This is a genomic window from Thioalkalivibrio sp. ARh3 (assembly GCF_000377265.1).
Lineage (GTDB): Bacteria > Pseudomonadota > Gammaproteobacteria > Ectothiorhodospirales > Ectothiorhodospiraceae > Thioalkalivibrio > Thioalkalivibrio thiocyanoxidans.
In genome coordinates, this window is the sequence record NZ_KB897954.1 from 1 (window position 1) to 23,321 (window position 23,321).

The following is a 23,321-nucleotide window of genomic DNA, read 5'->3' on the forward strand; positions in this document are numbered from 1 at the left end:
AGCGGTTCGTGATAGATGCCGGTGGCTTCCAGATACACTTGAAGCGTCTCGGGCGCTTCACCCGTGTTGCGCTGCAGCCAGCGCAGCAACTCCGGGTACTGGTCCTGGCGGTTCGGGAATACCTTCGGCTTGACCTTGCCCGCCTCCAGATCCCGGACCCACATGCAGTCGAGCTTGTTCTTGCTGACATCAATGCCAATATGAGCCATCTCGTCCTCTCACCTTGTCCGTACAGCTTCACCCGCCCTTCACGGGGAGCTTGGATACCGTTCAAACTTCGAGATGAAAAAGGACTCGGGGGCCCATCTACAAAACAGGTTTGTGACCTCAGGATGCGATCGGGTTACCCCGAGTCCGGTGCGGTCCATGGTAGCGATCCGTGAACCGCAAGACACAAGGATGCGGATGAGCGGAGCGAATCGCATCAGGATTGCCCCGACGCTGGAACGGTGCGTTTCGCTTCGCTCAACGCACCCTACAACTCGGGGCCCAAGACAGGTGCGGGAACACCGCCTGTTTCGACCTACCCTCCCGATATGAGCCCCTTGTGGAGGGCGTGACAGGCCGGGAGAAGGCGCTGACTGTCTGAGCGCAGCGAGTTTCAGCGCCGCCGGCCTGGCGCGTCCGGAGCAAGGTTCCTGGGCGAATCCCGGGCGTGTTTCTTGGTTACTTCTTTGCACGAGCAAAGAAGTAACTCGCGGCGCGCTCGCGAGTGAGCGCACGGCAGGCGGCAGACCGAAGGCACTTAAACACCGGATGCCGAACCAGGCCCAGCCTGAAAGACGTGAGAGCTTGGCTCAGGTGGTGGCGAGCTGGTCGAGCAGCGCGCGATAGCCGGTGCGGTAGTCGGGGTAGCGCAGGTGATACCCGCTGGCATGCAGCCGCGCGTTGCGGCAGCGCTTGCCGCGGACGTCGCCGGCCGGCATCGGCGGCGGCCCCGGGGGATCGAGCTCCATCTCTTGCGCCAGCCAGCCAAGCAGTTCGTGGCGCAGCGCCGGTTCGTCATCGACGCCCAGATAAAGCGCCTCGGGGTCGGCCAGATGAAACAGGTGGGTCAGGAGACCCACGCAGTCCTCGCGGTGGATGCGGTTGGTCCAGACCGGCGCCTCGTGCTGGCCGCGCACGCCCTCGCGCACCTTGCGCAGGTGGTACTCGCGCCCCGGACCATAGATGCCGCCAAAGCGCACGACCACGCCGGCAAACGGGCTGTCGGCCAGCAACTGCTCGGCCTCCAGCAGGCAGCGCCCGGAGAAGCGGGTGGGCTCGGCGGAGCTGGTTTCGTCCACCCAGCGCCCGTCGTCGGCACCAAAGACCGAAGTGCTGGAGACGAACACGGTGCGGCGCGGGTGCTGGTGGGCCTGCTCCAGCGCGGCCAGGGTGTTGCGCAGGCCGTCGACATAGGCGCGGCGGTACGCGGGCTCGGTGAACTCCCCGGGGGTGGCGATGAAGTAGACGGTATCCAGATCCGGGGGGAGTGGCGGCAGGGCGTCCGCGCGGGCGAAGTCGCCGGCCAGCGGGTGGATCGGTTCCGGGATGCGCTCCGGCTGACGGCGCAGGCCCCAGACCGTGTGCCCGGCTGCGGCGAGCTGTTCTCCGACGCCGCAGCCAAGATCGCCGCAGCCCATGATCAGGATGTTGGCCATTAATCAGTATCTCTCTGGGCACTTTTGCAAGCTAACGTTTCGGCGTGCGGAAGACCAGCCCCAGAGTAAGGGTTCGACCCGGGGCGATGGCTCGGGCATGCTGGCGGGGACTTCGATGAGGGGAGGTATCGCTTGGGCAAGGCCAGCCGCAGCAAGGGGGATGGATGCGTCTGCGGATCCGGGCTGGGCCGGGCGGCGTGCTGCGGGCCGTTTCTCGACGGCGAGGCTGCGGCCCCGACGGCGGAGGCGCTGATGCGCTCGCGCTATGCCGCGTTCGTCGAGGGGCGCGAGGACTACCTGCTGGCGACCTGGGCCGCCGCGACGCGACCGCAATCCCTGGCGCTGGAGCCGGACCAGCGCTGGCTGGGTCTGGCGATCCGCGCGACCGAGGCGGGCGGGCCGAAGGATCAGGAGGGCTGGGTCGAGTTCGTCGCCCGCTCACGGGTGCGCGGGCAGGGGGTGCGTCTGCATGAGCGCAGCCGCTTTCGCCGCGAGGGCGGGCGCTGGGTCTATGTGGACGGCGAGTTCCCGGGCGCATGATCGATGAGGATCGCCCGGCCGGTTCGCCGGTGGATACGGCACTGCTGGAGCGGGTGCTGGAGGCGCTGCGCGAATACCCTCGCGGATGTACGGAGCACGAGCTGATTGCGCGGCTTCGCGATCAGGGGGGGGAGCCGTTCGCCGCGGCTTGCCTGCAGGAGCCGTTGAGCCTGTTCCAGACCCACTTTGTGCTGTTCCACTGCCTGCACCGGCTGCGCGATACGCTGGTGGAGCAGGGCGAATGGCTGCGCATCCACTGCCTGGATATCGGGATCGAGCCGTTACCGGTGGCGGATACGGGATCAAGCCTGCCGGCGCGGGCTGATCCGCTGCGCGCCTACTACCTGGACCTGAGGCGGCTGGAGGGGATGGACGCGGCCGCGGTGGAAGCGCTGCTGGGCGAGTTCTGGTCGCATCTGGCACGCGATCAGCGGCGCGGACAGGCGCTCGAGGTGCTGGGGCTGGAGGATCCGGTCGATGCGGCGGCGATCCGGCAGCAGTATCGGCGGCTGGCGCAGCGTCACCACCCGGATCGCGGGGGCGACACGGCCACCCTGCAGCGCATCAACGCGGCCCGCTGGGTGCTGCTGGAACAGGGATAGGGACTAGTCGTCCGAGTCGGACATCGTGGTCACGAACGCCTGTTCCACGGTGAAGTTGCCGACCCCCTTGTAGTTGGTCTGGGTCCAGCCGTGTTCGACCAGCCACTCGGTCATTTCGCGGTTCATCGCCGGGTTGCCGCAGAGCATCACGCGGTCGTGCTCGGGATCCGCCGGCGGCAGGTTGAGGATCTGAAACAGTTCGCCGGAGCGGAACATGTCGGCGCCGCGCTGGTTGTTGTCATACGGCTGCTGTGCGATCGGGCAGGCAAAGTCGTGGTTCTCGCGGGTCACCGTCGGTACGTAGCGCAGGCGGTCGCTGATGCGCGACTCGATCTCCTGGCGATAGGCCAGCTCCTCGACGGTACGCACGCTGTGTACCAGCACCGCGTTCTCGAAGTGCTCGAACAGCTCCGGGCTGCGGATCAGCGAGATGAACGGGGCCAGGCCCGTGCCGGTGGCCAGCATGTACAGGGTGCGCCCGGGCTGCACGTAGTCGAAGGTCAGCGAACCGGTGACCTTGGTGTTGATCCAGATCGAGTCGCCCGGGCTAACCTGGGCCAGACGACTGGTCAGCGCGCCGTCGGGCACGTGGATGCTCAGGAACTCCAGTTCCTCGGCGTCGGGTTCGGAGACGATCGAGTAGGCGCGCGGGATCAGCTTGCCCTCGGGGCGCAGCCCCAGCGTCACGAACTGCCCGTTCTTGAACTGCAGGCCTTCCGGGCGCGTGGTCTTGAAGCTGAAGGTCTTGTCCGACCAGCGATGGGTCGAGGTGATCTGTTCTTCCGAGTACGGCATGGGTTCCCACGGTTGATTGATTGCGGATGGATTCACGCTAACAGCTTGCCGTTGGCAAGGCGAAAGCGTCGGATATCTAAAGGGTTGAGGCGGCAGGCGGGGATTCAATCCTGACCGGCAAGATCCGCGAGGTAGTCGGCCAGGGGCATCGGCCTGGCCAGGTGATAGCCCTGGACAAAATCGAGCCCGATCTCGCGCAGGTGATGCATGGTCTCTTTGGATTCCACGCATTCGGCGATGGTGCGCAGCCCGAGTACATGGCCGACGCGGTGGATCGCGGTCACCATCGCCGCATCGACCGCGTTGGTCGCGATGTCGCGCACGAAGCTGCCGTCCACCTTGAGGAAGTCGACCGGCAGGTTCTTCAGGTAGCCGAACGAGGACAACCCGCTGCCGAAGTCGTCCAGAGAGAAGCGGCAGCCCATGTAGCGCAGCGCGCGGATCAGCCCCTGCGCGCGGTCGTGATGGCTGATCGCGGCGGTCTCGGTGATCTCGAAGATGACCTGTTGGGCCTGAATGCAGAATTGGCTCAAGCGGCTGGTGATGAACTCGAGCATCCCGTCCTGCGCCAGCGACTGTCCGGACAGATTGATCGACACCACGATCAGGGCGTGATGCGGGTTCCGGTCACGGTAGTCGGCCAGCTGCCGGAATACGAGATCGATCACATGGCGATCGATCTCGGGCATCAGGTGGTAGCGCTCGGCGGCCGGGATGAAGGCGCCCGGCGTGATCAGGGTTCCGTCTTCGCCGCGCAGGCGCAGCAGGATTTCGACATGATCCAGCGGCAGGTCGGTGCCGTTCAGGGGCTTGACCGGCTGGGCAAAGGCGACAAAACGGGCCTCCTCCAGCGCCGCACGCAGACGGCCGACCCATTCCATCTCGCCATGGCGCCGGCGCAGGATCTGGTCGGAGGGCTTCCAGGTATAGAGGCCGTTGCGCCCGAGGTCCTTGGCCACGTAGCAGGCGGAATCCGCCTGGCTGAGGACCTCTGGAAGGTTCCGCCCGGGGCCCTCGATCGGGACCAGGCCGATGCTCATGCCGACATCGAAGCGGCGACCCTCCCAGGAGAAGCGCAGGCCCTGGGCGGTGGCCAGCAGTTTTTTGCCGATGGCCTCCGCGCGTTCCAACGGGCAATGCATCAGCAGCAGGCCGAACTCGTCGCCGCCGAGCCGCGCAAGGATGTCGCTGTCGCGAATATGGGCGGGCAGCAGGTCGGCCAGTTCGCGCAGCAGTGCATCCCCGGCCTGGTGGCCACAGGTATCGTTGATGATCTTGAACTGGTCCAGGTCCATGTAGAACAGCGCGTGGGGCGTGTCGCCCTCGTCCAGGGTGCGCAGGGCCTCGTCCAGGCGGCGTTCGAATTCGCGCCGGTTGCACAGGCCGGTGAGTTCGTCGTGTGTGGCCTGGTGGTTCAGTTGCTGCGTCATTCGCCACAGTTCGGTGTGGTCGTGCAGTACGACCACGACCCCCTCGCTGTGGTGGTCCGGCCGCCGCAGGGGCGAGACCAGCAGCCGGACCACACGGGCCGCACCGTCCGGACGGCGCAGCACGCGCTCGGGGGACTCCAGCGTCATGCCCGTCTCCAGGCACTGCGCGACCGGGTTCAGGACCCGGTGACCGGTATGCGTATCCTCGAGCTCCAGCACCTCGTCGAGGCGCTGGCCCTGGACCGCCGTGGCATCCACGCCCAGCAGGTCGCGGGCCGACGGGTTGAGGTAGGTCAGGCGCCCGGTGGTGTCCGCGGTTAGCACGCCGTCGCTGATGGAATGCAGGGTGGTCAGCAGCCGATCGCGCTCCGAGGCGGTGGTCGCCTCGGCTACACGCAGCGAGCTGATGTCCCAGGCGACGCCGAGTACGCCCGGCTGTTGCGATCGGACCCTCTCCATCGGCATCCAGGAGATGGCGAAGTGGCTGTCGCCGACCTTGACCTCGCTTTGGAATTGCTCTCCCGCGAGCGCGCGGTCGATTGCGGACAGGATGGCCGGATGTTCGGCGTACAACCGACGTGCGTCCTGCCCGACGGCCTCGCCGGGTTGCAGACCCAGGCTGTGCAGCGCGGCCCCCTCGGACAGGGTGAAGACCCCGTCCGGCCCGAGCCCGAACAGGATCAGCGGCGCGTGGCGGATCGTGGCCGAGAGCTGGGTCTCCAGCTCGTGCAGGGCCTGCTCGGATTGCTGCTGCCGGGTGATGTCGCGGACCGTGGTCAGGACCTCGATGTCTTTCCCGGTGTGGATCGCGTTGGTGTGGATCTCGGCCGGGAACTCTGTGCCGTCCCGGCGGCGGAACCGCGTCTCGAAGCGGGCTGGCAGACGCTCCTCGGGTTGGCCGTGCGCACGGTCGACGTCGGCCGGGGTGGCCTCGAGGTCGATCGCGGTGATGTGGATACCGCCCGTCAGTTCGTCCCGGGGGTAGCCCAGCAGGCGCGTTGCGGCCTGGTTGGCCGCGACAATATTGCCCGCACGATTGAGCACCAGCTGCGCCTCTGGTGCCTGTTCAAACAGGCGCTGGAAGCGGGTGCTGTCCGGGTGGTGGGGCATGGCGACGGGGTGAATCCTTTCGTGGGGTGCCGGGGCCGGGGGTGCAATCCGGTTCCGAGTGTCCCCTGTTGCGCCGGTGCTGGCAAGCGCCGGTCGTTGCTCAAGGCCCGGGGGCCTGCGTGAGACGGGAGAGGTGCTTCGCGGGGGGGTTGGGGGGGCGGCGGCGCAATTGTTCGAGTGCCCAGCCGACGTGTTCGCGTACCAGGGCGGAGGGGTGGTCGGCACGGGCGCGAAGGGCCGCCTCGGCCTCCGCGGAGGCCGGGCCATTGCCCAGGGCGACCGCCAGATTGCGCAGCCACTGTTCATGGCCGATGCGGCGGATGGCCATGCCCTCGGTGCGTTGCAGGAAGGTGGACTCGTCCCAGCCGAACAGCTCTACCAGGCTGGCGGCATCCAGCCCGTGACGGGCAACGAAGTCGGGCTCCGCGGAGACCTCGGCAAAGCGGTTCCACGGGCAGACCAGCTGGCAGTCATCGCAGCCGTAGATGCGGTTGCCGATCAGCGGACGCAGCTCTTCGGGGATCGATCCCTTCAGTTCGATGGTGAGGTAGGAGATGCAGCGTCGGGCATCCAGGTCGTAGGGCCCGCGAAAGGCCTGGGTCGGGCAGATGTCGAGGCAGGCGGTACACGCCCCGCAGTGTTCGCCGACCGGGTCGTCGACCGGGAGCGGCAGGTCCGTAAACAGCTCGCCAAGGAAGAACCAGGAGCCGCTCTCGCGGGCGAGCAGGTTGGTGTTCTTGCCGATCCAGCCGAGCCCGGCGCGGGCGGCCAGGGCCTTTTCCAGGATGGGCGCGCTGTCGGTGAACGCGCGATAGCCGTGCGGTCCTGCCGCGGCTTCGATGCGCCGGCCCAGTTCGGTCAGGCGCTTGCGGATCAGCTTGTGGTAGTCGCGGCCGAGGGCGTAGCGGGAGACATAGGCGCGGTCGCGTTCGGCCAGCTGGATGGCCGGGCGCCGGGTGCGTGGCGGGAAATAGTCCATGCGTACGCTGATCACGCGCTCCACGCCCGGCATCAGTTGCGCGGGCTCGTGGCGCAGTGCGGCGCGGTCGGCCATCCAGTCCATCTCGCCGTGCGAGCCCTTCTGCAGCCAGCGGTCCAGGTGCTGGCGATCCGCCTCCGGGACGGTGGCGGGCGCGATGCGCAGTGCCTGGAAGCCCAGTTCGCGGCCCCAGACGCGAATCTGTTCGGCCAGCGCGGCACATTGGCGTGGATCGAGAGGCTCAGGCACGATTTCGGCAATCATTACGATCGGGGCAAGAAACGTGAATGATGGACCCGGGGTGATCCCCCTGACCAGCGCGCTCTACGACAGCGAGGGCATGCGGGCCCTGGATGCGGCCGGTATGGCCCTGCCGGAGATCGTGCCCGGGGAATTGATGGAGCGGGCCGGGGCGGCCCTGCTGGCGGCCGTCAGGGCCCACTGGCCCGCTGTGCGCCGGCTCGGCATCCTATGCGGCCCCGGCAACAACGGGGGCGACGGCTATGTGCTGGCGCGACTGGCGGCACAGGCCGGCCTGGATGTGCGGCTCCACGGCGGCCCGTCGCGTGCGCGCCCGGAGTCGGACGGACGTCAGGCACATCGGCGCTGGATCGAGCACGGGGGTGCGACGGCGCCGCTCGAGGCCTTCGACCCGGCGGACGCCGAGCTGTGGGTCGACTGCCTGTTCGGTATCGGGCTGGAGCGACCGCTGCATGATGCCTACGGCGAGGTGGTCGAGCGCCTGAATGCCTCCGGACGGCCCGTGCTGGCCGCGGACATCCCCTCGGGCGTCAATGCCGATACCGGCGCGGTGCCGGGACCCGCGGTGCGCGCCCGGCTTACCGTGACCATGATTGCCGACAAGCTGGGCCTGCGCACCGGCGCAGGCGTGGACTGCGCGGGTAGCGTGGAGGTGGCACGGCTGGATCTGCCCGAGCAGATCGCCCGGGGCGTGATGCCGCGGGCCCGGCATCTGGGCCCGGAGGGCTGGCGGGCCCGCCTGCCGGCCCGCCGGCCGGGGGCGCACAAGGGCGACGCCGGGCATGTGCTGGTGGTCGGGGGCGCGCCGGGGTTCTCCGGGGCGGCCCGTCTGACGGCGCTGGCGGCCCTGCGCGCCGGGGCCGGGCGCGTGACGCTGGCCACGCACGAGGACCATGCGGCCTGGGCCAATGCCGACCGGCCCGAGATCATGGTGCGGGCGGTGCGCGCGCCGGCCGATCTGTTGCGTCTGGCCCGTCAGGTGGATGTGATCGCGGCAGGTCCGGGTCTGGGTACCGAGGAATGGGGGCGCCGCCTGTGGCACGCAGTCGCGGATGCCGGTGTGCCCCTGGTGGTGGATGCCGATGCCCTCAATCTGCTGGCCGCGACACCCCGTCAGATGGACTCCTGGGTCCTGACGCCGCATCCGGGCGAGGCCGGTCGCCTGTTGAACCGCCCGGCGTCGGAGGTCGAGGCCGATCGACCGGCGGCTGTGCTCGAGCTGGCGCAGCGCTTCGGCGGCGTGTCGCTGCTCAAGGGGGCCGGGACGCTGGTCGCCGACGCCGATCCCGATGTTGGGGGCGGGCCGCTGACCTGTGTGACCGGAGGCCATGCCGGCATGGCGGTCCCCGGGAGCGGGGATGTGCTCACGGGGATTATCGTCGCGCTGCGGGCGCAGGGGCTCGAGGCGCGTGCCGCGGCCGAGATCGGGGCAGCCTGGCATTGTGCCGCGGGCCAGGTCCTGCGCGCGCGGCTGGGCAGCTGGCGCGGGCTGCTGGCGGGCGAGCTGGCGGATGCCCTGCCGGCCGCCGCCGGGGAGGAAGGGGCGTGAACGAAGGGATCCGGCTGCCGGACGCCGCGGCCACGGAGCGGGCCGGTGCAGTGCTTGCAGGAATGGAAGGCCTGCGGATCGTCTACCTGGAGGGGGATCTCGGCGCGGGCAAAACGACCTGGGCGCGCGGCCTCCTGCAGGCGCTGGGGCATGCGGGCAACGTGCGCAGCCCCACCTACACGCTGGTGGAGCCCTACGAACTCCAGGGGCGCAGCGTGCTGCACTTCGATCTGTATCGCTTGGCGGACCCGGAGGAGCTGGAGTATCTGGGGGTGCGCGAGGCCTTTGGCGAGCAGGCCCTCTGGCTGGTGGAGTGGCCGGAGCGCGGGGCGGGCTGGCTGCCGGAGCCGGACCTAAGGGTGCGGCTGGAGCCGTGCGAGCCGGACGGGCGCATGCTTTATGTCTCCGGCCCGGCCGCCGGCGAGTATCGCACGCGCCTCGAGCGACACTCCCCATCCTTATAACCCAATGAAAAAACGTAAAAAATCGAGTTTCTGAGAGGGGCTTCGGTTCTTGTCGGGCGAGGTCTCAGTTGCAATGGCACACGCAAAAACCGCGATATCTCGCTCATAAAGAACGAATTTTGCTATTGCTTTTCCAGAAAAAGCGTCCACAATGGAGTCAGACCCCCTGAATTAAAAAGGGATTCGCCGTGGGCCAAAGCACGATTCCGGATATGCGCCGCCGCCAGGTGCTGCGCGCCCTGACTGCCCTGGGGCTGGTCGGGCTGCCGCTGCCCGCGCTCGCGCGCACGGGTGTCGAGCGGGTGCGCATGTCCGTGGATGGCGACACCACGCGCCTGGTCTTCGACATGGACGGCGATGCCGAGTACTCGATGTTCAAGCTCGAGTCGCCCGATCGCCTGGTGGTGGACATCAAGAACGCCCGCGCGGTGGACGAGCTGAAGCTCAGCTCCAATCCACGTTCGGTCGTGGAGTCGATTCGTCACGCCCCGCGGGATGGCGGCGATCTGCGGGTGGTGTTCGACCTGCGCAAGCCGATCGAGCCGCGCAGTTTCAAGCTGATGCCGGCCCAGGATTCCCCGCACCGTCTGGTGCTGGATCTGACCAGCCGCGAGGGTGCCCCCACACAGTCGGCCCGCGAGGAGTCCGGCGACAACGGCGAACCGCGCCGCGGTCGTTCGCAGGAGGACCTGCGTGATGTCGTGGTCGCGATCGACGCCGGCCATGGCGGGCATGACCCGGGGGCGATCGGTCCCGGCGGGACCCGCGAGAAGGACGTGGTGCTGCAGATCTCCAGGCGTCTGGCCGAACGCGTCGATGACGAACGCGGCATGAAGGCGGTGATGATCCGTACCGGGGACTACTTCCTGCCCCTGCGCGAGCGCATCGAGCGCGCGCGCGAGGCGGATGCCGACGTGTTCATGTCGATCCACGCCGACGCGATCGCCAACCGCAACGTGCAGGGCTCCTCGGTATACATGCTCTCCGAACGCGGGGCCTCCAGCGAGGCCGCCCGGTTCCTGGCGCAGCGCGAGAACCAGGCCGACCTGCGGCTGGGTGGTGTGCCGATCAACGGCAAGGATGACTCCCTGACCAACGTCCTGCTGGACCTCGCTCAGAGCGGCAGTCTCGAGGCGAGCAATACCCTGGCTGAGCGCATGATCTCCGAACTGCACCGGGTGGGCAAGGTGCGCAAGCCGGAGGTCGAGCGGGCCAACTTCGCGGTGCTGCGCTCGCCCGATGTCCCGTCCATCCTGGTCGAGGCGGCGTTTATCTCCAATCCGTCCGAGGAGCGCAAGCTGCGCAGTACGGACTTCCAGAACTCGCTGGCGGACGCGCTGCTGACCGGGCTGCGGTCGTACTTCTCGACCCACGCGCGTCCGGGCACGCTGATCGCCGACGGCCAGCCGGATCAGCACATCATTCGCCCTGGGGAGACGCTCTCGGGGATCGCCGACCGCTACAGCCTGTCGCTGACCGATCTGCGTTCGGCGAACGATGTCAGGGACGATCGCATCTACGCCGGCCAGGTCCTGCAGATCCCGCGCGACTCCTGATACGCAGGCATTCACGGTTTCAGGCCACCGTATCCCACTGGTAACGCCATTGGGGCCCCAAAGCGTGCAAATCGGGCCGTGTTTCCCTAGGCTTGTGGGCCCATTCCGGCCCTCGGATTCGCGCGTGTCCATCGAGAAACTCTCCGAGCAACTGATCAACCAGATCGCGGCGGGCGAGGTGGTCGAGCGCCCGGCCTCAGTGGTCAAGGAGCTTGTGGAGAATGCCCTGGACGCGGGCTCGACCCGCATCGAGATCCGTCTGGAGCAGGGCGGCATTCGTTTGATCCAGATCAGCGATAACGGTTGCGGCATCCATCGCGACCAGCTACCGCTGGCGTTGTCACGCCACGCGACCAGCAAGATCCGTTCGATGGAGGATCTGGAGGCCCTGCACACCCTGGGCTTTCGCGGCGAGGCATTGCCATCGATCGCATCCGTCTCGCGCCTGTCCATGACCTCGACGGTGGAAGGTGAGCGCAATGGCTGGCGGTTGACCGGGGACGGCTCGGATGTCTTTCGCGAGGCGGCCCCGGCCGCGCACCCGGTGGGCACGACGGTCGAGGTGCGCGACCTGTTCTTCAATGTCCCCGCAAGGCGCAAGTTCGTGCGCACCGAGCGCACCGAGTTCAATCACTGCGAGACGGTCATCCGCACCCAGGCGGCGGCCTGCCCGGAGGTGGCCTTCACCCTGCGTCACAATGATCGCGTGGTACTGGACCTGCCCGCCGCGGCGGACCCCGCCGAACGTGTGCGTGCCCTGCTGGGCGAGGCCTTCATGGACGCGGCGACGCCGGTGGACGAGCAGCGTGCCGGCCTCAAGCTCTCCGGCTGGCTGGGGGCGCCGACCCAGTCCCGGGCCCAGCCCGACCAGCAGTATTTCTTCGTCAACGGCCGCGCGATTCGCGACCGTGTGCTGGCGGCAGCCGTGCGCAAGGCCTACCAGGACGTGCTCTACCACGGCCGTCACCCGATGTTCGTGCTGGAGCTCGAACTGGACCCGGTGCAGGTGGACGTGAACGCCCATCCCACCAAGCAGGAGGTGCGTTTCCGCGAGTCGCGGATGGTGCACGACTTCATCTTTCACGCCCTGCACAAGGCGCTGGCCGATGTGCGTCCCGGCGACGGCGGGATGCCCGGGCATCTCCCGGCCGAGCCCGGTGCTGCCCGGTCGCCGCAGGAGCAGGCTGCGCCGGGGTTCCCGCGCGAACGCGCCCTGAGCGGGCTGGGGGTGCCCGAGTCCCGGGCCGAAGGCCGGTCGCCTGCGGCCGGATTGGGTGATCGCCGCGAGTATGCGCCTGGCATATCATCAGATTATGCGGCGGCCTGGGCCGAGTTCCGCGGGCCAGCCGCGGTGGCCGAGCCCGCACCCCGTTCGTTCGCGGCGGCAGTCGGTGCGAGTGAAAGTGATGGTGAGGAAGGTATGCCACCGCTGGGCTTCGCGCTGGGGCAGGTCGCGGAGACCTTTATCCTCGCGGAGAATGCGCGCGGCCTGATCGTGGTCGACATGCATGCGGCGCACGAGCGCATTACCTACGAGCGCCTCAAGCGGGAATGGGGTGCACAGGGCATTACCTCGCAGCCCCTGCTGGTCCCGGAGACGCTGGAGGTGACGCCCGCCGAGGCCGCACTGGCCGAGGAGCATGCCGGTGTACTGGGTGCTTTGGGTTTCGAACTGGATCGGTCGGGGCCAGAGGCGCTGACCCTGCGGGCGGTCCCGGCGCTGCTGCGCGGGCGTGACACCGCGCAGTTGGTGCGCGATGTGCTCGCGGACCTCGCGGCCGTCGGCTACAGCCACCGCGCCGAGGGCGCGATGAATGCGGTGCTGGGCACCATGGCCTGCCACGGTTCGGTGCGTTCCGGCCGGCGTCTGACGCTCCCGGAGATGAACCAGCTGTTGCGCGACATGGAGGCGACCGAACGCTCCGGCCAGTGCAACCACGGCCGCCCGACCTGGGTGGAGCTCGATCACCAGGCGCTGGATCGCTTGTTCCTGCGAGGCCGGTAATGGGTGCAGTCGAGTCCGGCCGCCCGCCGGTGGTGATCCTGGCCGGACCGACGGCCTCGGGGAAGACCGCGCTGTCGCTGGCACTGGCCGAGGCGCTGGAAGCCGAGATCGTCAGCGTTGATTCCGCGCTGGTCTATCGCGGCATGGATATCGGCACCGCGAAGCCGACCGCGGAGGAACGTGCCCGCGTACCACATCATCTGCTGGATATCCGCGACCCGGAGGACACCTACAGCGCCGCCGACTTCGCGCGCGACGCCCGGGAGGCGATCGCCGGTATCCACGCGCGTGGCCGGGTGGCCCTGCTGGCGGGTGGCACCCTGTTGTACCTGCGTGCACTGCTGGATGGCTTCGACGCGATCCCCGAGGTACCGGATGCGGTGCGCGAACGGGTGCGTGCACGCCTGGACGTGGAGGGTGGGCAGGGCCTGCATCGCGAACTGGCCAGGGTGGATCCCGCGGCCGCGGCGCGCATCCACCCGAATGACCCGCAACGCATCCTGCGGGCCCTGGAGGTCTTCGAGGCGACCGGGCGTCCGTTGTCGAGCTTCCAGCAGGGTGCAGCGGCCCGTGTGCCGGAGGGCTGGGTGTCACTGGCTCTGTGGCCGGAGGATCGCGAGGCGTTGCGCGACCGCATCGCCCGCCGCTTCGACGCGATGCTGGAGGCCGGGTTTGTCGACGAACTGGTGGCCCTGCAACAGCGCCCGGGGCTGACGGCGGAGCATCCCTCCCAGCGTGCGGTGGGCTACCGTCAGGGCTGGCAGTGGCTGGCGGGAGAGCTCGATTTTGCGCAGTTCCGCGAGCGGGCGATCGCCGCTACCCGGCAACTGGCCAAGCGCCAGCTGACGGGCCTGCGGCGGTTCCCCCTGCATGCCCGATTGAACGCGCCCACGGTCGATTGGTCGGAGGTACTGAGCGCGATTCGCTCCGCGGACTTCGACCGCTGATGTGCTACTCTCTGAAGAGGCCCCGTCAGGGTTTGGTGGAGGAGCCTCTGGCGTGTGGCGAGATTGAAGAATAACAACCAAGGAATGCACTGATGGCCAAAGGGCAAATGCTGCAGGAACCCTTCCTGAACGCGCTGCGTCGAGACCGTATTCCCGTTTCGATCTATCTGGTCAACGGCATCAAGTTGCAGGGGCAGATCGAGTCCTTCGATCAGTTCGTGGTCCTGTTGCGCAGCACGGTCTCGCAGATGGTGTACAAGCACGCGATCTCGACCATCGTCCCGTCCCGTCAGGTGCGCATGAATAACGAAGGTGAAGCGACCGCCACCGCTGAGGCGGAGGCGTGAGCAGCCAGTGATTATGCGCGGGAGGTTCATCCTTCTTGTTTGAGCGCCCCGACAGCGCCGGCGATCGCGCCGTGCTGGTGGCCCTGGCCATCGGCGAAAACCCCGACATCGAGGCCCAGGTCCAGGAATTCGACGAGCTGGTCCGCTCCGCCGGCGCGGATGTGCTCGAGCTCGTGCGGGGTTCAAGAGACCGCCCGCATCCGCGCCTGTTCGTGGGCGCCGGCAAGGCCGACGAGATTCGTGCCGCGGTCGAGGCCCACGGCGCCGATGTGGTCATCTTCAACCACGCCCTCTCGCCCAGTCAGGAACGCAACCTCGAACGTCACCTGCAATGCCGGGTGCTGGACCGTGCGGGGCTGATCCTCGACATCTTTGCCCAGCGCGCACGTTCGCACGAAGGCAAGCTGCAGGTCGAGCTGGCCCAGTTGCGGCACATGGCCACCCGGCTGGTGCGCGGCTGGACTCACCTGGAACGCCAGAAGGGCGGCATTGGTCTGCGCGGGCCGGGGGAAACCCAGCTGGAAACCGACCGCCGCCTGCTGGCCGCGCGCATCAAGCACATCGAACGGCGTCTGGAGAAGGTCGAGCGCACCCGCGAGCAGGGCCGTCAGGCGCGCCTGCGCAACGAGATCCCGACCGTGTCCCTGGTGGGCTATACCAACGCCGGCAAGTCCACGCTGTTCAACCGCCTGACGCATTCGGATGTGTACGAGGCGGATCAGCTGTTCGCGACCCTGGATCCGACCCTGCGGCGGCTGGACCTGGCCCCGCACCAGTCGCTGATCCTGGCAGACACCGTCGGGTTCGTGCGTGACCTGCCACACGAACTGGTGGCGGCCTTCAAGGCGACGCTGACCGAAACCCGCGAGGCCGCGTTGCTGCTGCACGTGATCGACGCCGCCGACCCCGAGCGCGAGGCGCGCATCCGCCAGGTCGAGGCCGTGCTGGAGGAGATCGGTGCGCAGGATGTCCCCTGCTGGCGGGTCTACAACAAGATTGACCGGCTGGAATCGACTCCCGATGCGGACGCATCCCGTTTCGGCTCCAGCGATGACGTCTTCTGGGTGTCCGCATATACGGGCGAGGGCATTGCCACACTGGAAGAGCGCCTGGCCGAGACCTTTACCGAGTCGATGATGCGGGGCTGGGTAGAGCTTCCGGCCGCCGCCGGTCGCCTGCGGGCCCAGCTGTACGAGGAGAAGGCCGTGGAGGCGGAGCAGACCACCGCGGACGGTCAGATCCAGCTACGCCTGAGCCTGCCGCAGCGGCGTTTCCGGCAGCTGGTGAGTGATGCCGGTCTGAACCCGGAGCAGATCGAGATCGCGTTCGACGAGACCCCTTCGACCGCGGTGGGTCAGTAGGACTGCGGCCGGGGGGGCTGTGAGCCGCGTGGGTGCAGCTCAGGTATCGCGGGCCCGTGCAAGGGCCTCGTCGTCGCCCTCGGCGACGTAGAGCGTCAGGGTCTCTCCTGCACGGATGCCGTCGCCGTTGAGCGAATTCCAGCGGCGCAGGTCGCTCACCGAGACCTGGAACTGGCGGGCGATGCTGGACAGGGAGTCCCCGGGCTGGATCTCGTAGGCCACGCTGCGGCCGTTATCCGACGAACTCCCCGCATCGGCCTGGGCGACCTGCAACGTATCGCCCGGACGCAGGATGGCATCGCGCTCCAGCTCGTTGGCCGCGCGCAGCTCGCTGATGGTCATGCCCGTGCGCTCGCTGATCGTCCACAGGCTGTCGCCTTCCTGGATTTCGTAGCTGTCGAGCTCGCCTGCCTCGGCGGCGGCCGCGACCTGGATCTCGGCGTCTTCCTGCCCGGTCACCGGCAGCTTCAGGGTCTGTCCGGCACGGATGTTGTCGCCATTGAGCTCGTTCATCTCGCGCAGCACGGCCACGCGAGTGCCGGCCCGCTGGGCAATGGAGCCAAGGTTGTCGCCGCTGGCCACCGTGTATTCGCGGAAGCGGATCAGCGGATCGTCACCGTGTTCGGCCAGCGCCACTTCCAGGGCCTCGGCGGCATCGTGCGGAACGAACAGGTGCTGGGCACTGGACGGGTGGGTCGCGTGGCGCTGATAGCCCGGGTTCAGGCGTTTCAGGTCGTCCGCCTCGAGTCCGACCATCTCGGCGATCAGGGCGAGATCGGCCTGGCGGCCGGGTTCGATCCGCTCCAGGGCCGGCTCATTGGCGATCGGCGTGATCTGCGTCCCGTGTTCGTCGGGGTTCAGGAACAGCTCGCGCAGGGCCAGCAGGCGTGGCACATAGGCGGTCGCCTCGGCCGAGAGCTCCAGGCTCCAGTAGTCGGTGGGTTCCCCGCGTGCGGCGTTGCGCTCCATCGCCCGGGTCACGTTGCCCTGACCGAAGTTGTAGGCGGCCAGGGCCAGGTACCAGTCATCGAAGCGGTGATAAAGCGCCTCCAGGTAGTCCAGCGCAGCGAGGGTGGACTGGTAGACGTCGCGGCGGCCGTCGTACCAGTCGTCGCGTGCCAGGTCGAAATGGTCGCCGGTTGCGGGGATGAACTGCCAGATCCCGGCCGCGCGGCCGCTGGAGGTCGCCTCGGCGGCAAAGCCGCTTTCCACGATCGGCAGCAGCAGGAGCTCGGCCGGCATGTCGCGCTTCTCGATCTCGGAGAGTATGAAATAGGCGAATGGCTCGGCTCGTTCGGTCGATAGCTGGACGATGCGCGGGTTGTTGCGGTAGTGCTCGATGTACTGTTCCACCCGCTCGTGGCGCAGATCGTCCGTAAAGCCGAAGCCCAGGCGGGTGCGTTCCCAGAGGTCGTCGGTCTCCGCGGCCTGGTCGGCGGCCTCGCGCGCCTGGCGTTCCATGGCGGCCTGGACGTCGGCCTGGCTCGGCCCCTCCACGACGGGTTTGTCGACCTGGGAGGTATCCAGCGCGCGGTCGGAGTCGTGTAGGCTACAGGCTGAGGCCAGCAGGGTTGTCAGGCCCAGGGTTATGCCAAGCGGCAGTCGGGAGCGGGGTCGGATCATCATGGCGCTGAAGGATAAACCACACGCGGAATATCACCAAGACCCTTTTCTGCGCTGGCTTTCTCACTGGTACGAGAAGCCGCAGGGTCGGCGGGTGCGCGAGCGGCTTTTGCAACGCATTCGGCAACATGCGGCACCCGGCCCCGGAGAGGTGGCGATCGAGCTCTCACCGGTCCCGATGCTGGAGGAGTCCGATACCCTGGGGGGGCCGATCGTGCGCATGGACTCCTCGCGGCCCGGGCTATTGATGGAGCCGGAGTTCTGGCCGCTGGAATCGGACTGTGCGCGCCGCATCGTGCTGGCCCACCCCTGCGCCTACAGTGACCTTCCCGCCGCCGTGGTGGCGGAAGCGGCGCGTGTGCTGGAGCCGGAGGGTATGGTCTTCATGCTGGAGGGTAATCGCCTGCAACTGGGGGATCAGGGCGGAGTGCGGGTCTCGCCGCTGCCCGAGGGGCTCAGACGTCGACAGTACCGCGAGTTCGTGGAGTCGGCCGACCTGGAGGTGCTGGAGCAGTGGAGTCTCAGCCTGCTGCCGCCCGGTCTGTCCGAGACCTGGCAGCAACGGCTGGCCCCGGTGGACGCCTGGACCCGGCGGGGCCTGCCGCCACTGGCCAGCGTGATCCTTACGGTCGCGCACAAGCGGGTGGATCTGCCATTGCGTCCGGCTACGCAGTATCGCTTTGCCACTCCGGGCCCCCGCCTGCGGCCGGGGCTGGTATCCTCGCGCACCTCGAGCCGCAGCGAATCAAAGTCAGTCCATGGATGAAGAGCGTGTGTACATCTATACCGACGGCGCCTGTCGTGGCAACCCGGGCCCCGGCGGCTGGGGCGCGATCCTGCGCTATCGCGGGACCGAGCGCGAGCTGCACGGGGCGGAGGCCGAGACCACCAACAACCGGATGGAACTGACGGCCGCGATCCGCGCCCTGGAGACGCTCAAGCGCCCCTGCAAGGTGGAACTGGTCACGGATTCGAAGTACGTGAAGCAGGGCGTGACCGAATGGCTGCCCGGCTGGAAGCGTCGTAACTGGAAATCCGCCAGCGGTTCCCCGGTGAAGAACCGCGACCTGTGGGAGGCGCTGGACGCCCAGGCCGCGCGCCACGACATCGAGTGGTACTGGGTGCGCGGTCACAGCGGTCACCCGGAGAACGAGCGTGCCGACCAGCTGGCCAATGCGGGGATCGATGCCCTGCTCGCCGGCCAACCTATCGAGAACTGAGACCTTTAGCATGCGACAGATCGTGCTGGACACCGAGACCACCGGCCTGGAGCCGGCCGAGGGCCATCGCATCATCGAGATCGGCTGCCTGGAGCTGGACAACCGGCGTCCGACCGGACGCAAGCTGCACGAGTACCTGCAGCCGGACCGCGAGATCGATGCCGGGGCCATCGAGGTCCACGGGATCACCAACGAGTTCCTCGTTGACAAGCCGCGCTTTGCCGACATTGCCGGAGAGTTCATCGATTTCGTGCGCGGGGCCGAGCTGGTTATCCACAACGCGCCGTTCGATGTCGGTTTCATCAATCACGAGCTGCGGCTGCTGGGCGATGCCGCACCGGTAGCGGAGCTCGCACAGGCCTGTACCGTGCTCGATTCGCTGGTGATGGCGCGACGCATGCACCCGGGCACACGCAATTCACTGGACGCCTTGTGCAAGCGCTACGAGATCGATGCCTCCGGGCGCACGCTGCATGGCGCGCTGCTTGATGCCGAGTTGCTGGCGGATGTCTATCTGGCGATGACCGGGGGGCAGGTCGCCCTGGGGCTGGATGCCGGGGGCGAGGGCGGCATGGAGACCGGCGCCCCGGTGCGTGCGCAGCGCTCCGGCAAGCCCCTGCCGGTGATCGAGCCGGACGCCGACGAGCAGGCCGCGCACGAGGCCCTGCTGCGCACGCTGGACGAGGCCGCGGGCGGCGCCTGCCGCTGGCGTGCGACCACCTCCTGACGGCGGACGTCGCGGCGCGTCCGATCGCGGTCAGAAGATCAGGTTGATGACCATCAGCGAGACGACCATGAACAGCAAGGTCATCAGCGAGCCGGCGCGCAGGTAGTCGGCTACGCGGTAGCCGCCCGGGTCCATAATCAGGGCATTCACCTGGTGGGTGGGCAGCAGGAAGGAGTTGGATGCGGCAATCGCGACGATCAGCGCGAACACCCGCGGATCGGCGTCGATGCCCACGCCCTGGGCGACAGTGGCGAAGCTGGCCGCCAGCGGCACCAGCAGTACCGTGGCCCCCACGTTCGACATCACCAGCGTGAAGAAGGTGGCCAGCAGGAACACGGCGACCTGCAGGACCCAGACCGGCATCCCCTCCAGCTGCGCCATGCCGTTGGTCGCGATCCACTCGCCGGCGCCGGAGTTCTCCACCGCGAGCCCCAGCGGGATCAGCGAGGCCAGCAGAAACACCGTCTTCCAGCTGATGCCGCGGTAGGCCTCGTCCATCGCGATCACGCCGGTGAAGATCATCCCCAGCGCACCCCCCAGCAGGGCCAGTGCCAGTGGCAGGTCGGTGAACAGCACCAGCCCCAGGCCCAGCGCCAGCGAGCCGAGCGCGGCCAGCGGCCGATGGCTGGCGGGTGCTTCGCGGCGGCGGCGCGGGTAGCGGCTGGTGACCACGACGAAGTCGCGGTCGTCCTCCAGCGCCTGCAGGTTCTCCCACGGGGTATGCACGACCAGGGTGTCGCCGGCCTTGAGCGGGGTGTCCGGGACCTCGTCGACGATGCGGTCGTCCCCACGCTGGATGCGCAGGACCGAGATGCCGTAGGTCCGGCGCATCCCCTTGTCGCGCACGCTCTGGCCGATCAGGTCGGAGCCGGGGGGCACGATCACCTCGGCGATGCCGGCGTAGCGGGCGGACATCGCCCTGGCAAACACGTCGAGTTGGTCCTTGAGGATTGTCCCGGTGCTGTCGCAGGTCTTCTCGATGGTGGTGACCGGGCCCAGGATGGCCAGGTGGGCGCCGCGCTCCAGCTCGATGTCGCGGTTCGGCTCGATGCGCGTCTCGTCACCCGTGGTTACCCCCACCACATGCACCCCGAAGGCCGCCTCGAAATCGCCCACCCGCATCCCGACCAGCGAGCTCTCCTCGCCCAGGCGCGCCTCGCGCACGCCGAAGTCCATCCCGTAGACATCGCGGAACCAGGCCGAGGTGGTCTGCACCCGGCTCTCGTCCGGGTCCTCGTCGTGTGGTTCGCGGGCTGGCAGAACCCAGTGCCCGAGGATCGCAAAGTAGAGGATCAGGGTGGCCAGCAGCGCCAGCCCGATCGGGGTCACGTCGAACAGCCCGAAGTCGTCCAGGTGCCCGGGCATCAGGTCATTGAGCAGGATCAGGGGGCTGGAGGCGACCAGCGTCAGGGTGCCGCCGACGATCGCGGCAAAGCCCATCGGCATCAGCAGCCGCGAGCGCGGGATGCGCGCGGCCGCGCCGATGCGGTTGATCACCGGCATGAACAGAGCGGCGGCCCCGATGTTCTGCATGAAGCTGGTGACGATGCCCACGGCACCCGAGGTCGTGGCCATCACCCGGCGTTCGGTGTGCCCGCCAAAGCGCAGGATCAGGTCGGCCAGGCGGTTCATCACTCCGGAGCGGTCCAGGCCCGTGCCGATGATCATCACCGCGATGATCGCGATCACCGCGTTCGAGGCGAAGCCCGAGAACAGCTCGTCGCCCTCGACGATCGGCGCCACGCCCGGTACCAGCGCCACCATGCCGAGCAGGAACAGCACGCTCAGCGCCGCCAGGTCGATCCGGATGACCTCGGTGACGAACAGCAGGATCGTCAGCCCCAGCAGGCCGAACACGATCCCCATCTCCAGGGTAAAGGCGACCTCCTCCATCGTGGTCGCCCCGGGTTCAGTCGCGCAGGCGTTCGCGCAGGGCGTCGAGCAGGCCGTCCATCGGGAGGTGTTCGGCCTCGCTGGCGGTGCGCGCCTGATATTCGAGCTCGCCGGCATCAAGGCCGCGTTCGCCGATCACCAGGCGATGCGGGATGCCGATCAGCTCCATGTCGGCGAACATCACGCCGGGGCGCTGTTCGCGGTCATCCAGCAGGACCTGGAAGCCGGCGGCCTCCAGCTCGTCGTGCAGCTGCTCCGCGGCCTCGCGCACGCGCTGCGACTTCTTGGCGCCGATCGGGCACAGGGCGATGTCGAAGGGGGCGATCGCCGTGGGCCAGCAGATGCCACGCTCGTCGGAGTTCTGCTCGATCGCGGCGGCGACCACACGCGAGACGCCGATGCCGTAGCAGCCCATGGTCACGACCTGTTCGCGGCCGTCTTCGTCCAGCACGCGGGCGCCCAGTGCCTGCGAATACTTGTCGCCGAGCTGGAAGATATGGCCGACCTCGATACCGCGGCGGATCTCGATCGGGCCGGAGCCGTCCGGGGCCGGCTCGCCCTCGGTGATGTTGCGCAGATCGGCGCTCTCCGGCTGCGGCAGGTCGCGTTCCCAGTTCACGTGCTTCAGGTGGTGGCCGTCCTCGTTGGCCCCCACAACCATGTCGGCCATGCCCAGCACGGCCTGATCGGCCAGCACCGGGATCGGGCTGCCCACTGGCCCCAGGGAGCCGGGCTCGGCGCCGAAGGCGGCACGGATCTCGGCTGCCTCGGCCATGCGCAGCGGTTCGGCGACCCACGGGTGTTTCTCGGCCTTTACCGCATTGAGTTCGTGGTCGCCTCGCAGGACCAGCGCGACCAGATCGGCATCGATCGCGTCGGAGGCGGCGACGACCAGGGTCTTGACGGTCTGTGCGGCCGGGATGTCGAGGAAGTTCGCCAGGTCCTCGATGGTATGCACCCCGGGGGTGGCGATCTTCTCCATGTCACCGCTGGGGGGCGGGGCCTGGGCCGGCTGCGGGCACATGGCCAGCTCGACGTTGGCGGCATAGCCACCGGGGGAGAAGGCGATCGCGTCCTCGCCGGAGCTGGCGAGCACGTGGAATTCGTGCGAGGCGTTGCCGCCGATCGCGCCGGTGTCGGCCTCCACCGCGCGGAAGTCCAGGCCGCAGCGCTCGAAGATGCGGCAGTAGGCGTCGTGCATCTGCTGGTAGGTCTGCGCCAGCGACTCGGCATCCAGGTGGAAGGAGTAGGCATCCTTCATCAGGAACTCGCGCGCGCGCATCACGCCGAAGCGCGGGCGGCGCTCGTCGCGGAACTTGGTCTGGATCTGGTAGTAGTTGACCGGCAGCTGGCGGTAGCTGCGGATCTCGCGGCGCACCAGATCGGTGATGACCTCCTCGTGGGTCGGGCCGAAGCAGAAGTCGCGCTCGTGGCGATCCTTCAGGCGCAGCAGCTCGGCGCCGTAGAAGTCCCAGCGACCGGACTCCTGCCACAGCTCGGCTGGCTGCACGGCCGGCATCAGCACCTCCAGCGCGCCCGCGCGGTCCATCTCCTCGCGCACGATGTTCTCCACCCGGCGGAGCACGCGCAGCCCCAGCGGCAGCCAGGTGTACAGCCCGGCGGCCAGGCGGCGGACATAGCCGGCGCGCAGCATCAGCTGGTGGGAGACGATCTCGGCGTCGGCCGGGGTTTCCTTCAGGGTGTTCAGCGGGAATTGCGAGACGCGCATCGGGGCAGTGCCTTGTCGGGTTGAGGGGTGGAGTCGGGCCCGGCGGTGCCGGGCAGGATCAGAACGTGGTGCCGTTGGTGCCCCAGAAATGGCGCGGGGCGTCGGCGAATTCGATGTAGACGCGGGCCGGGTCCAGGCCCAGTTCGGCCTGCAGGGCGTCGCACAGCTTGCGCGACAGCTCGCGGGTCAGGCCTTCGGGCAGACCGATGCTCTTCAGCTCGCAGTAGGCGAGCGGGTCGCTGCTGCCGGCGAAGCACATCGCCGGGTTGTGCGTGCAGGCGACCATCACGTAGCCCTCGGGCTTGCCCAGCCAGTCGGCGACCTGCGCAGACAGGCGCTGGCACAGGCCCGCGGGATCGTCGGGCAGGACGGTGTTGGTCTCGACTCGCAGCAGCGGCATCTCGGTTCCCCTTCGGTTGGCTACGGCGCCACATGATACGGCCAGCGGACGGGCCGTGCAGTCCGGGGTGCGCTGCCTGACGATATAGCTATACTCACGGCAAGGTATTTCCGGGCGTCGGCGTTGCCGTCGGCGCACAA

20 protein-coding genes and 1 pseudogene are annotated in these 23,321 nt (G+C 68.2%); 12 read left to right on the forward strand and 9 right to left on the reverse strand.

Going from position 1 to position 23,321, the window contains the following annotated elements; all coding sequences use genetic code 11:
• Positions 1–209: pseudogene (locus tag C995_RS13645) on the reverse strand (IS110 family transposase); the annotation flags it as partial.
• 588 nt (positions 210–797) lie between these two features.
• The gene (locus tag C995_RS0112570; protein WP_018865276.1) at positions 798–1,643 is read right to left on the reverse strand and encodes an SDR family oxidoreductase; all 846 of its coding nucleotides are present in this window, start codon (positions 1,641–1,643) and stop codon (positions 798–800) included.
• 132 nt (positions 1,644–1,775) lie between these two features.
• Between C995_RS0112570 and C995_RS0112575 the strand changes: the two genes are divergently transcribed.
• Both C995_RS0112575 and C995_RS0112580 read left to right on the forward strand, forming a co-directional pair.
• The gene (locus C995_RS0112575; RefSeq protein ID WP_018865277.1) at positions 1,776–2,183 is read left to right on the forward strand and encodes a YchJ family protein; all 408 of its coding nucleotides are present in this window, start codon (positions 1,776–1,778) and stop codon (positions 2,181–2,183) included.
• A complete protein-coding gene (locus C995_RS0112580) occupies positions 2,180–2,785 on the forward strand; it encodes a DNA-J related domain-containing protein (protein WP_018865278.1) in 606 nt (201 codons plus the stop codon). Before C995_RS0112575 ends, C995_RS0112580 begins: the two co-directional genes overlap by 4 nt.
• A gap of 3 nt (positions 2,786–2,788) precedes the next feature.
• On the opposite strand, the gene C995_RS0112585 is transcribed toward C995_RS0112580, so the two are convergent.
• The 3 genes from C995_RS0112585 to queG form a co-directional block, all read right to left on the reverse strand.
• The gene (locus tag C995_RS0112585) at positions 2,789–3,580 is read right to left on the reverse strand and encodes a ferredoxin--NADP reductase (protein ID WP_018865279.1); all 792 of its coding nucleotides are present in this window, start codon (positions 3,578–3,580) and stop codon (positions 2,789–2,791) included.
• A 104-nt stretch (positions 3,581–3,684) separates the two neighbouring features.
• Positions 3,685–6,120, reverse strand: a complete 2,436-nt coding sequence (locus tag C995_RS0112590; protein WP_018865280.1) for an EAL domain-containing protein — start codon at positions 6,118–6,120, stop codon at positions 3,685–3,687.
• A gap of 100 nt (positions 6,121–6,220) precedes the next feature.
• The gene (queG, locus tag C995_RS0112595) at positions 6,221–7,363 is read right to left on the reverse strand and encodes a tRNA epoxyqueuosine(34) reductase QueG (protein ID WP_018865281.1); all 1,143 of its coding nucleotides are present in this window, start codon (positions 7,361–7,363) and stop codon (positions 6,221–6,223) included.
• Positions 7,364–7,382: 19 nt separating this feature from the next.
• Here queG and C995_RS0112600 point away from each other — a divergent pair, with 19 nt between their 5' ends.
• From C995_RS0112600 to hflX, 7 genes are all read left to right on the forward strand, one after another.
• Positions 7,383–8,909: a bifunctional ADP-dependent NAD(P)H-hydrate dehydratase/NAD(P)H-hydrate epimerase gene (locus C995_RS0112600; protein ID WP_026279113.1), complete on the forward strand. Its 1,527-nt coding sequence runs from the start codon at positions 7,383–7,385 to the stop codon at positions 8,907–8,909.
• Positions 8,906–9,373, forward strand: coding sequence for a tRNA (adenosine(37)-N6)-threonylcarbamoyltransferase complex ATPase subunit type 1 TsaE (gene tsaE / locus C995_RS0112605; RefSeq protein WP_018865283.1), 468 nt, complete (start codon positions 8,906–8,908; stop codon positions 9,371–9,373). Before C995_RS0112600 ends, tsaE begins: the two co-directional genes overlap by 4 nt.
• Before the next feature lie 212 nt (positions 9,374–9,585).
• Positions 9,586–10,929 (forward strand): N-acetylmuramoyl-L-alanine amidase, encoded by a 1,344-nt coding sequence (locus C995_RS0112610; RefSeq protein WP_018865284.1) that lies wholly within the window; start codon positions 9,586–9,588, stop codon positions 10,927–10,929.
• Between the two features lie 124 nt (positions 10,930–11,053).
• Complete coding sequence (gene mutL / locus C995_RS0112615; RefSeq protein WP_018865285.1) at positions 11,054–12,934, forward strand: DNA mismatch repair endonuclease MutL; 1,881 nt, start codon at positions 11,054–11,056, stop codon at positions 12,932–12,934.
• Positions 12,934–13,881, forward strand: a complete 948-nt coding sequence (gene miaA, locus C995_RS0112620) for a tRNA (adenosine(37)-N6)-dimethylallyltransferase MiaA (RefSeq protein ID WP_018865286.1) — start codon at positions 12,934–12,936, stop codon at positions 13,879–13,881. The genes mutL and miaA overlap by 1 nt, the downstream gene beginning before the upstream one ends.
• Positions 13,882–13,973: 92 nt before the next feature.
• A complete protein-coding gene (hfq, locus tag C995_RS0112625; protein ID WP_018865287.1) occupies positions 13,974–14,228 on the forward strand; it encodes an RNA chaperone Hfq in 255 nt (84 codons plus the stop codon).
• Positions 14,229–14,263: 35 nt separating this feature from the next.
• Positions 14,264–15,589: a ribosome rescue GTPase HflX gene (gene hflX, locus C995_RS0112630; protein WP_018865288.1), complete on the forward strand. Its 1,326-nt coding sequence runs from the start codon at positions 14,264–14,266 to the stop codon at positions 15,587–15,589.
• 39 nt (positions 15,590–15,628) lie between these two features.
• Here the strand turns inward: hflX and C995_RS0112635 are convergent, their stop codons facing one another.
• On the reverse strand, positions 15,629–17,215 hold the full coding sequence (locus tag C995_RS0112635) for a LysM peptidoglycan-binding domain-containing protein (RefSeq protein WP_018865289.1): 1,587 nt from the start codon (positions 17,213–17,215) through the stop codon (positions 15,629–15,631).
• Between C995_RS0112635 and C995_RS0112640 the strand changes: the two genes are divergently transcribed.
• Genes C995_RS0112640 through dnaQ form a run of 3 tightly spaced genes read left to right on the forward strand, consistent with a single transcriptional unit; the run spans position 17,214 to position 19,159 of the window.
• Positions 17,214–17,978, forward strand: coding sequence for a hypothetical protein (locus C995_RS0112640; protein ID WP_020008834.1), 765 nt, complete (start codon positions 17,214–17,216; stop codon positions 17,976–17,978). The two genes, C995_RS0112635 and C995_RS0112640, sit on opposite strands and share 2 nt — an antisense overlap.
• Positions 17,971–18,432, forward strand: coding sequence for a ribonuclease HI (gene rnhA, locus C995_RS0112645; protein WP_018865291.1), 462 nt, complete (start codon positions 17,971–17,973; stop codon positions 18,430–18,432). The genes C995_RS0112640 and rnhA overlap by 8 nt, the downstream gene beginning before the upstream one ends.
• A gap of 10 nt (positions 18,433–18,442) precedes the next feature.
• Positions 18,443–19,159 (forward strand): DNA polymerase III subunit epsilon, encoded by a 717-nt coding sequence (gene dnaQ / locus C995_RS0112650; RefSeq protein WP_018865292.1) that lies wholly within the window; start codon positions 18,443–18,445, stop codon positions 19,157–19,159.
• 30 nt (positions 19,160–19,189) lie between these two features.
• Here dnaQ and C995_RS0112655 read toward each other — a convergent pair whose 3' ends face one another.
• The 3 genes from C995_RS0112655 to C995_RS0112665 are packed head-to-tail and all read right to left on the reverse strand — an operon-like array spanning position 19,190 to position 23,181.
• A complete protein-coding gene (locus C995_RS0112655) occupies positions 19,190–21,052 on the reverse strand; it encodes an SLC13 family permease (protein ID WP_018865293.1) in 1,863 nt (620 codons plus the stop codon).
• A 16-nt stretch (positions 21,053–21,068) separates the two neighbouring features.
• A complete protein-coding gene (locus tag C995_RS0112660; protein WP_018865294.1) occupies positions 21,069–22,781 on the reverse strand; it encodes a proline--tRNA ligase in 1,713 nt (570 codons plus the stop codon).
• 58 nt (positions 22,782–22,839) lie between these two features.
• Positions 22,840–23,181, reverse strand: a complete 342-nt coding sequence (locus tag C995_RS0112665; protein ID WP_018865295.1) for a phenylpyruvate tautomerase MIF-related protein — start codon at positions 23,179–23,181, stop codon at positions 22,840–22,842.
• Between the last annotated feature and the right edge of the window lie 140 nt (positions 23,182–23,321).

What these genes read in the sequence shown, in the direction of transcription:
- queG (WP_018865281.1), bottom strand. Translation starts at nt 7,363, where the DNA reads ATGATTGCCGAAATCGTGCCTGAGCCTCTCGATCCACGCCAATGTGCC.
- C995_RS0112580 (WP_018865278.1), top strand. Translation starts at nt 2,180, where the DNA reads ATGATCGATGAGGATCGCCCGGCCGGTTCGCCGGTGGATACGGCACTG.
- hfq (WP_018865287.1), top strand. Translation starts at nt 13,974, where the DNA reads ATGGCCAAAGGGCAAATGCTGCAGGAACCCTTCCTGAACGCGCTGCGT.
- C995_RS0112585 (WP_018865279.1), bottom strand. Translation starts at nt 3,580, where the DNA reads ATGCCGTACTCGGAAGAACAGATCACCTCGACCCATCGCTGGTCGGAC.
- rnhA (WP_018865291.1), top strand. Translation starts at nt 17,971, where the DNA reads ATGGATGAAGAGCGTGTGTACATCTATACCGACGGCGCCTGTCGTGGC.
- C995_RS0112665 (WP_018865295.1), bottom strand. Translation starts at nt 23,181, where the DNA reads ATGCCGCTGCTGCGAGTCGAGACCAACACCGTCCTGCCCGACGATCCC.
- miaA (WP_018865286.1), top strand. Translation starts at nt 12,934, where the DNA reads ATGGGTGCAGTCGAGTCCGGCCGCCCGCCGGTGGTGATCCTGGCCGGA.
- C995_RS0112610 (WP_018865284.1), top strand. Translation starts at nt 9,586, where the DNA reads ATGCGCCGCCGCCAGGTGCTGCGCGCCCTGACTGCCCTGGGGCTGGTC.
- C995_RS0112590 (WP_018865280.1), bottom strand. Translation starts at nt 6,120, where the DNA reads ATGCCCCACCACCCGGACAGCACCCGCTTCCAGCGCCTGTTTGAACAG.
- C995_RS0112570 (WP_018865276.1), bottom strand. Translation starts at nt 1,643, where the DNA reads ATGGCCAACATCCTGATCATGGGCTGCGGCGATCTTGGCTGCGGCGTC.
- C995_RS0112660 (WP_018865294.1), bottom strand. Translation starts at nt 22,781, where the DNA reads ATGCGCGTCTCGCAATTCCCGCTGAACACCCTGAAGGAAACCCCGGCC.
- dnaQ (WP_018865292.1), top strand. Translation starts at nt 18,443, where the DNA reads ATGCGACAGATCGTGCTGGACACCGAGACCACCGGCCTGGAGCCGGCC.
- C995_RS0112640 (WP_020008834.1), top strand. Translation starts at nt 17,214, where the DNA reads ATGGCGCTGAAGGATAAACCACACGCGGAATATCACCAAGACCCTTTT.
- C995_RS0112655 (WP_018865293.1), bottom strand. Translation starts at nt 21,052, where the DNA reads ATGGAGGAGGTCGCCTTTACCCTGGAGATGGGGATCGTGTTCGGCCTG.
- C995_RS0112635 (WP_018865289.1), bottom strand. Translation starts at nt 17,215, where the DNA reads ATGATGATCCGACCCCGCTCCCGACTGCCGCTTGGCATAACCCTGGGC.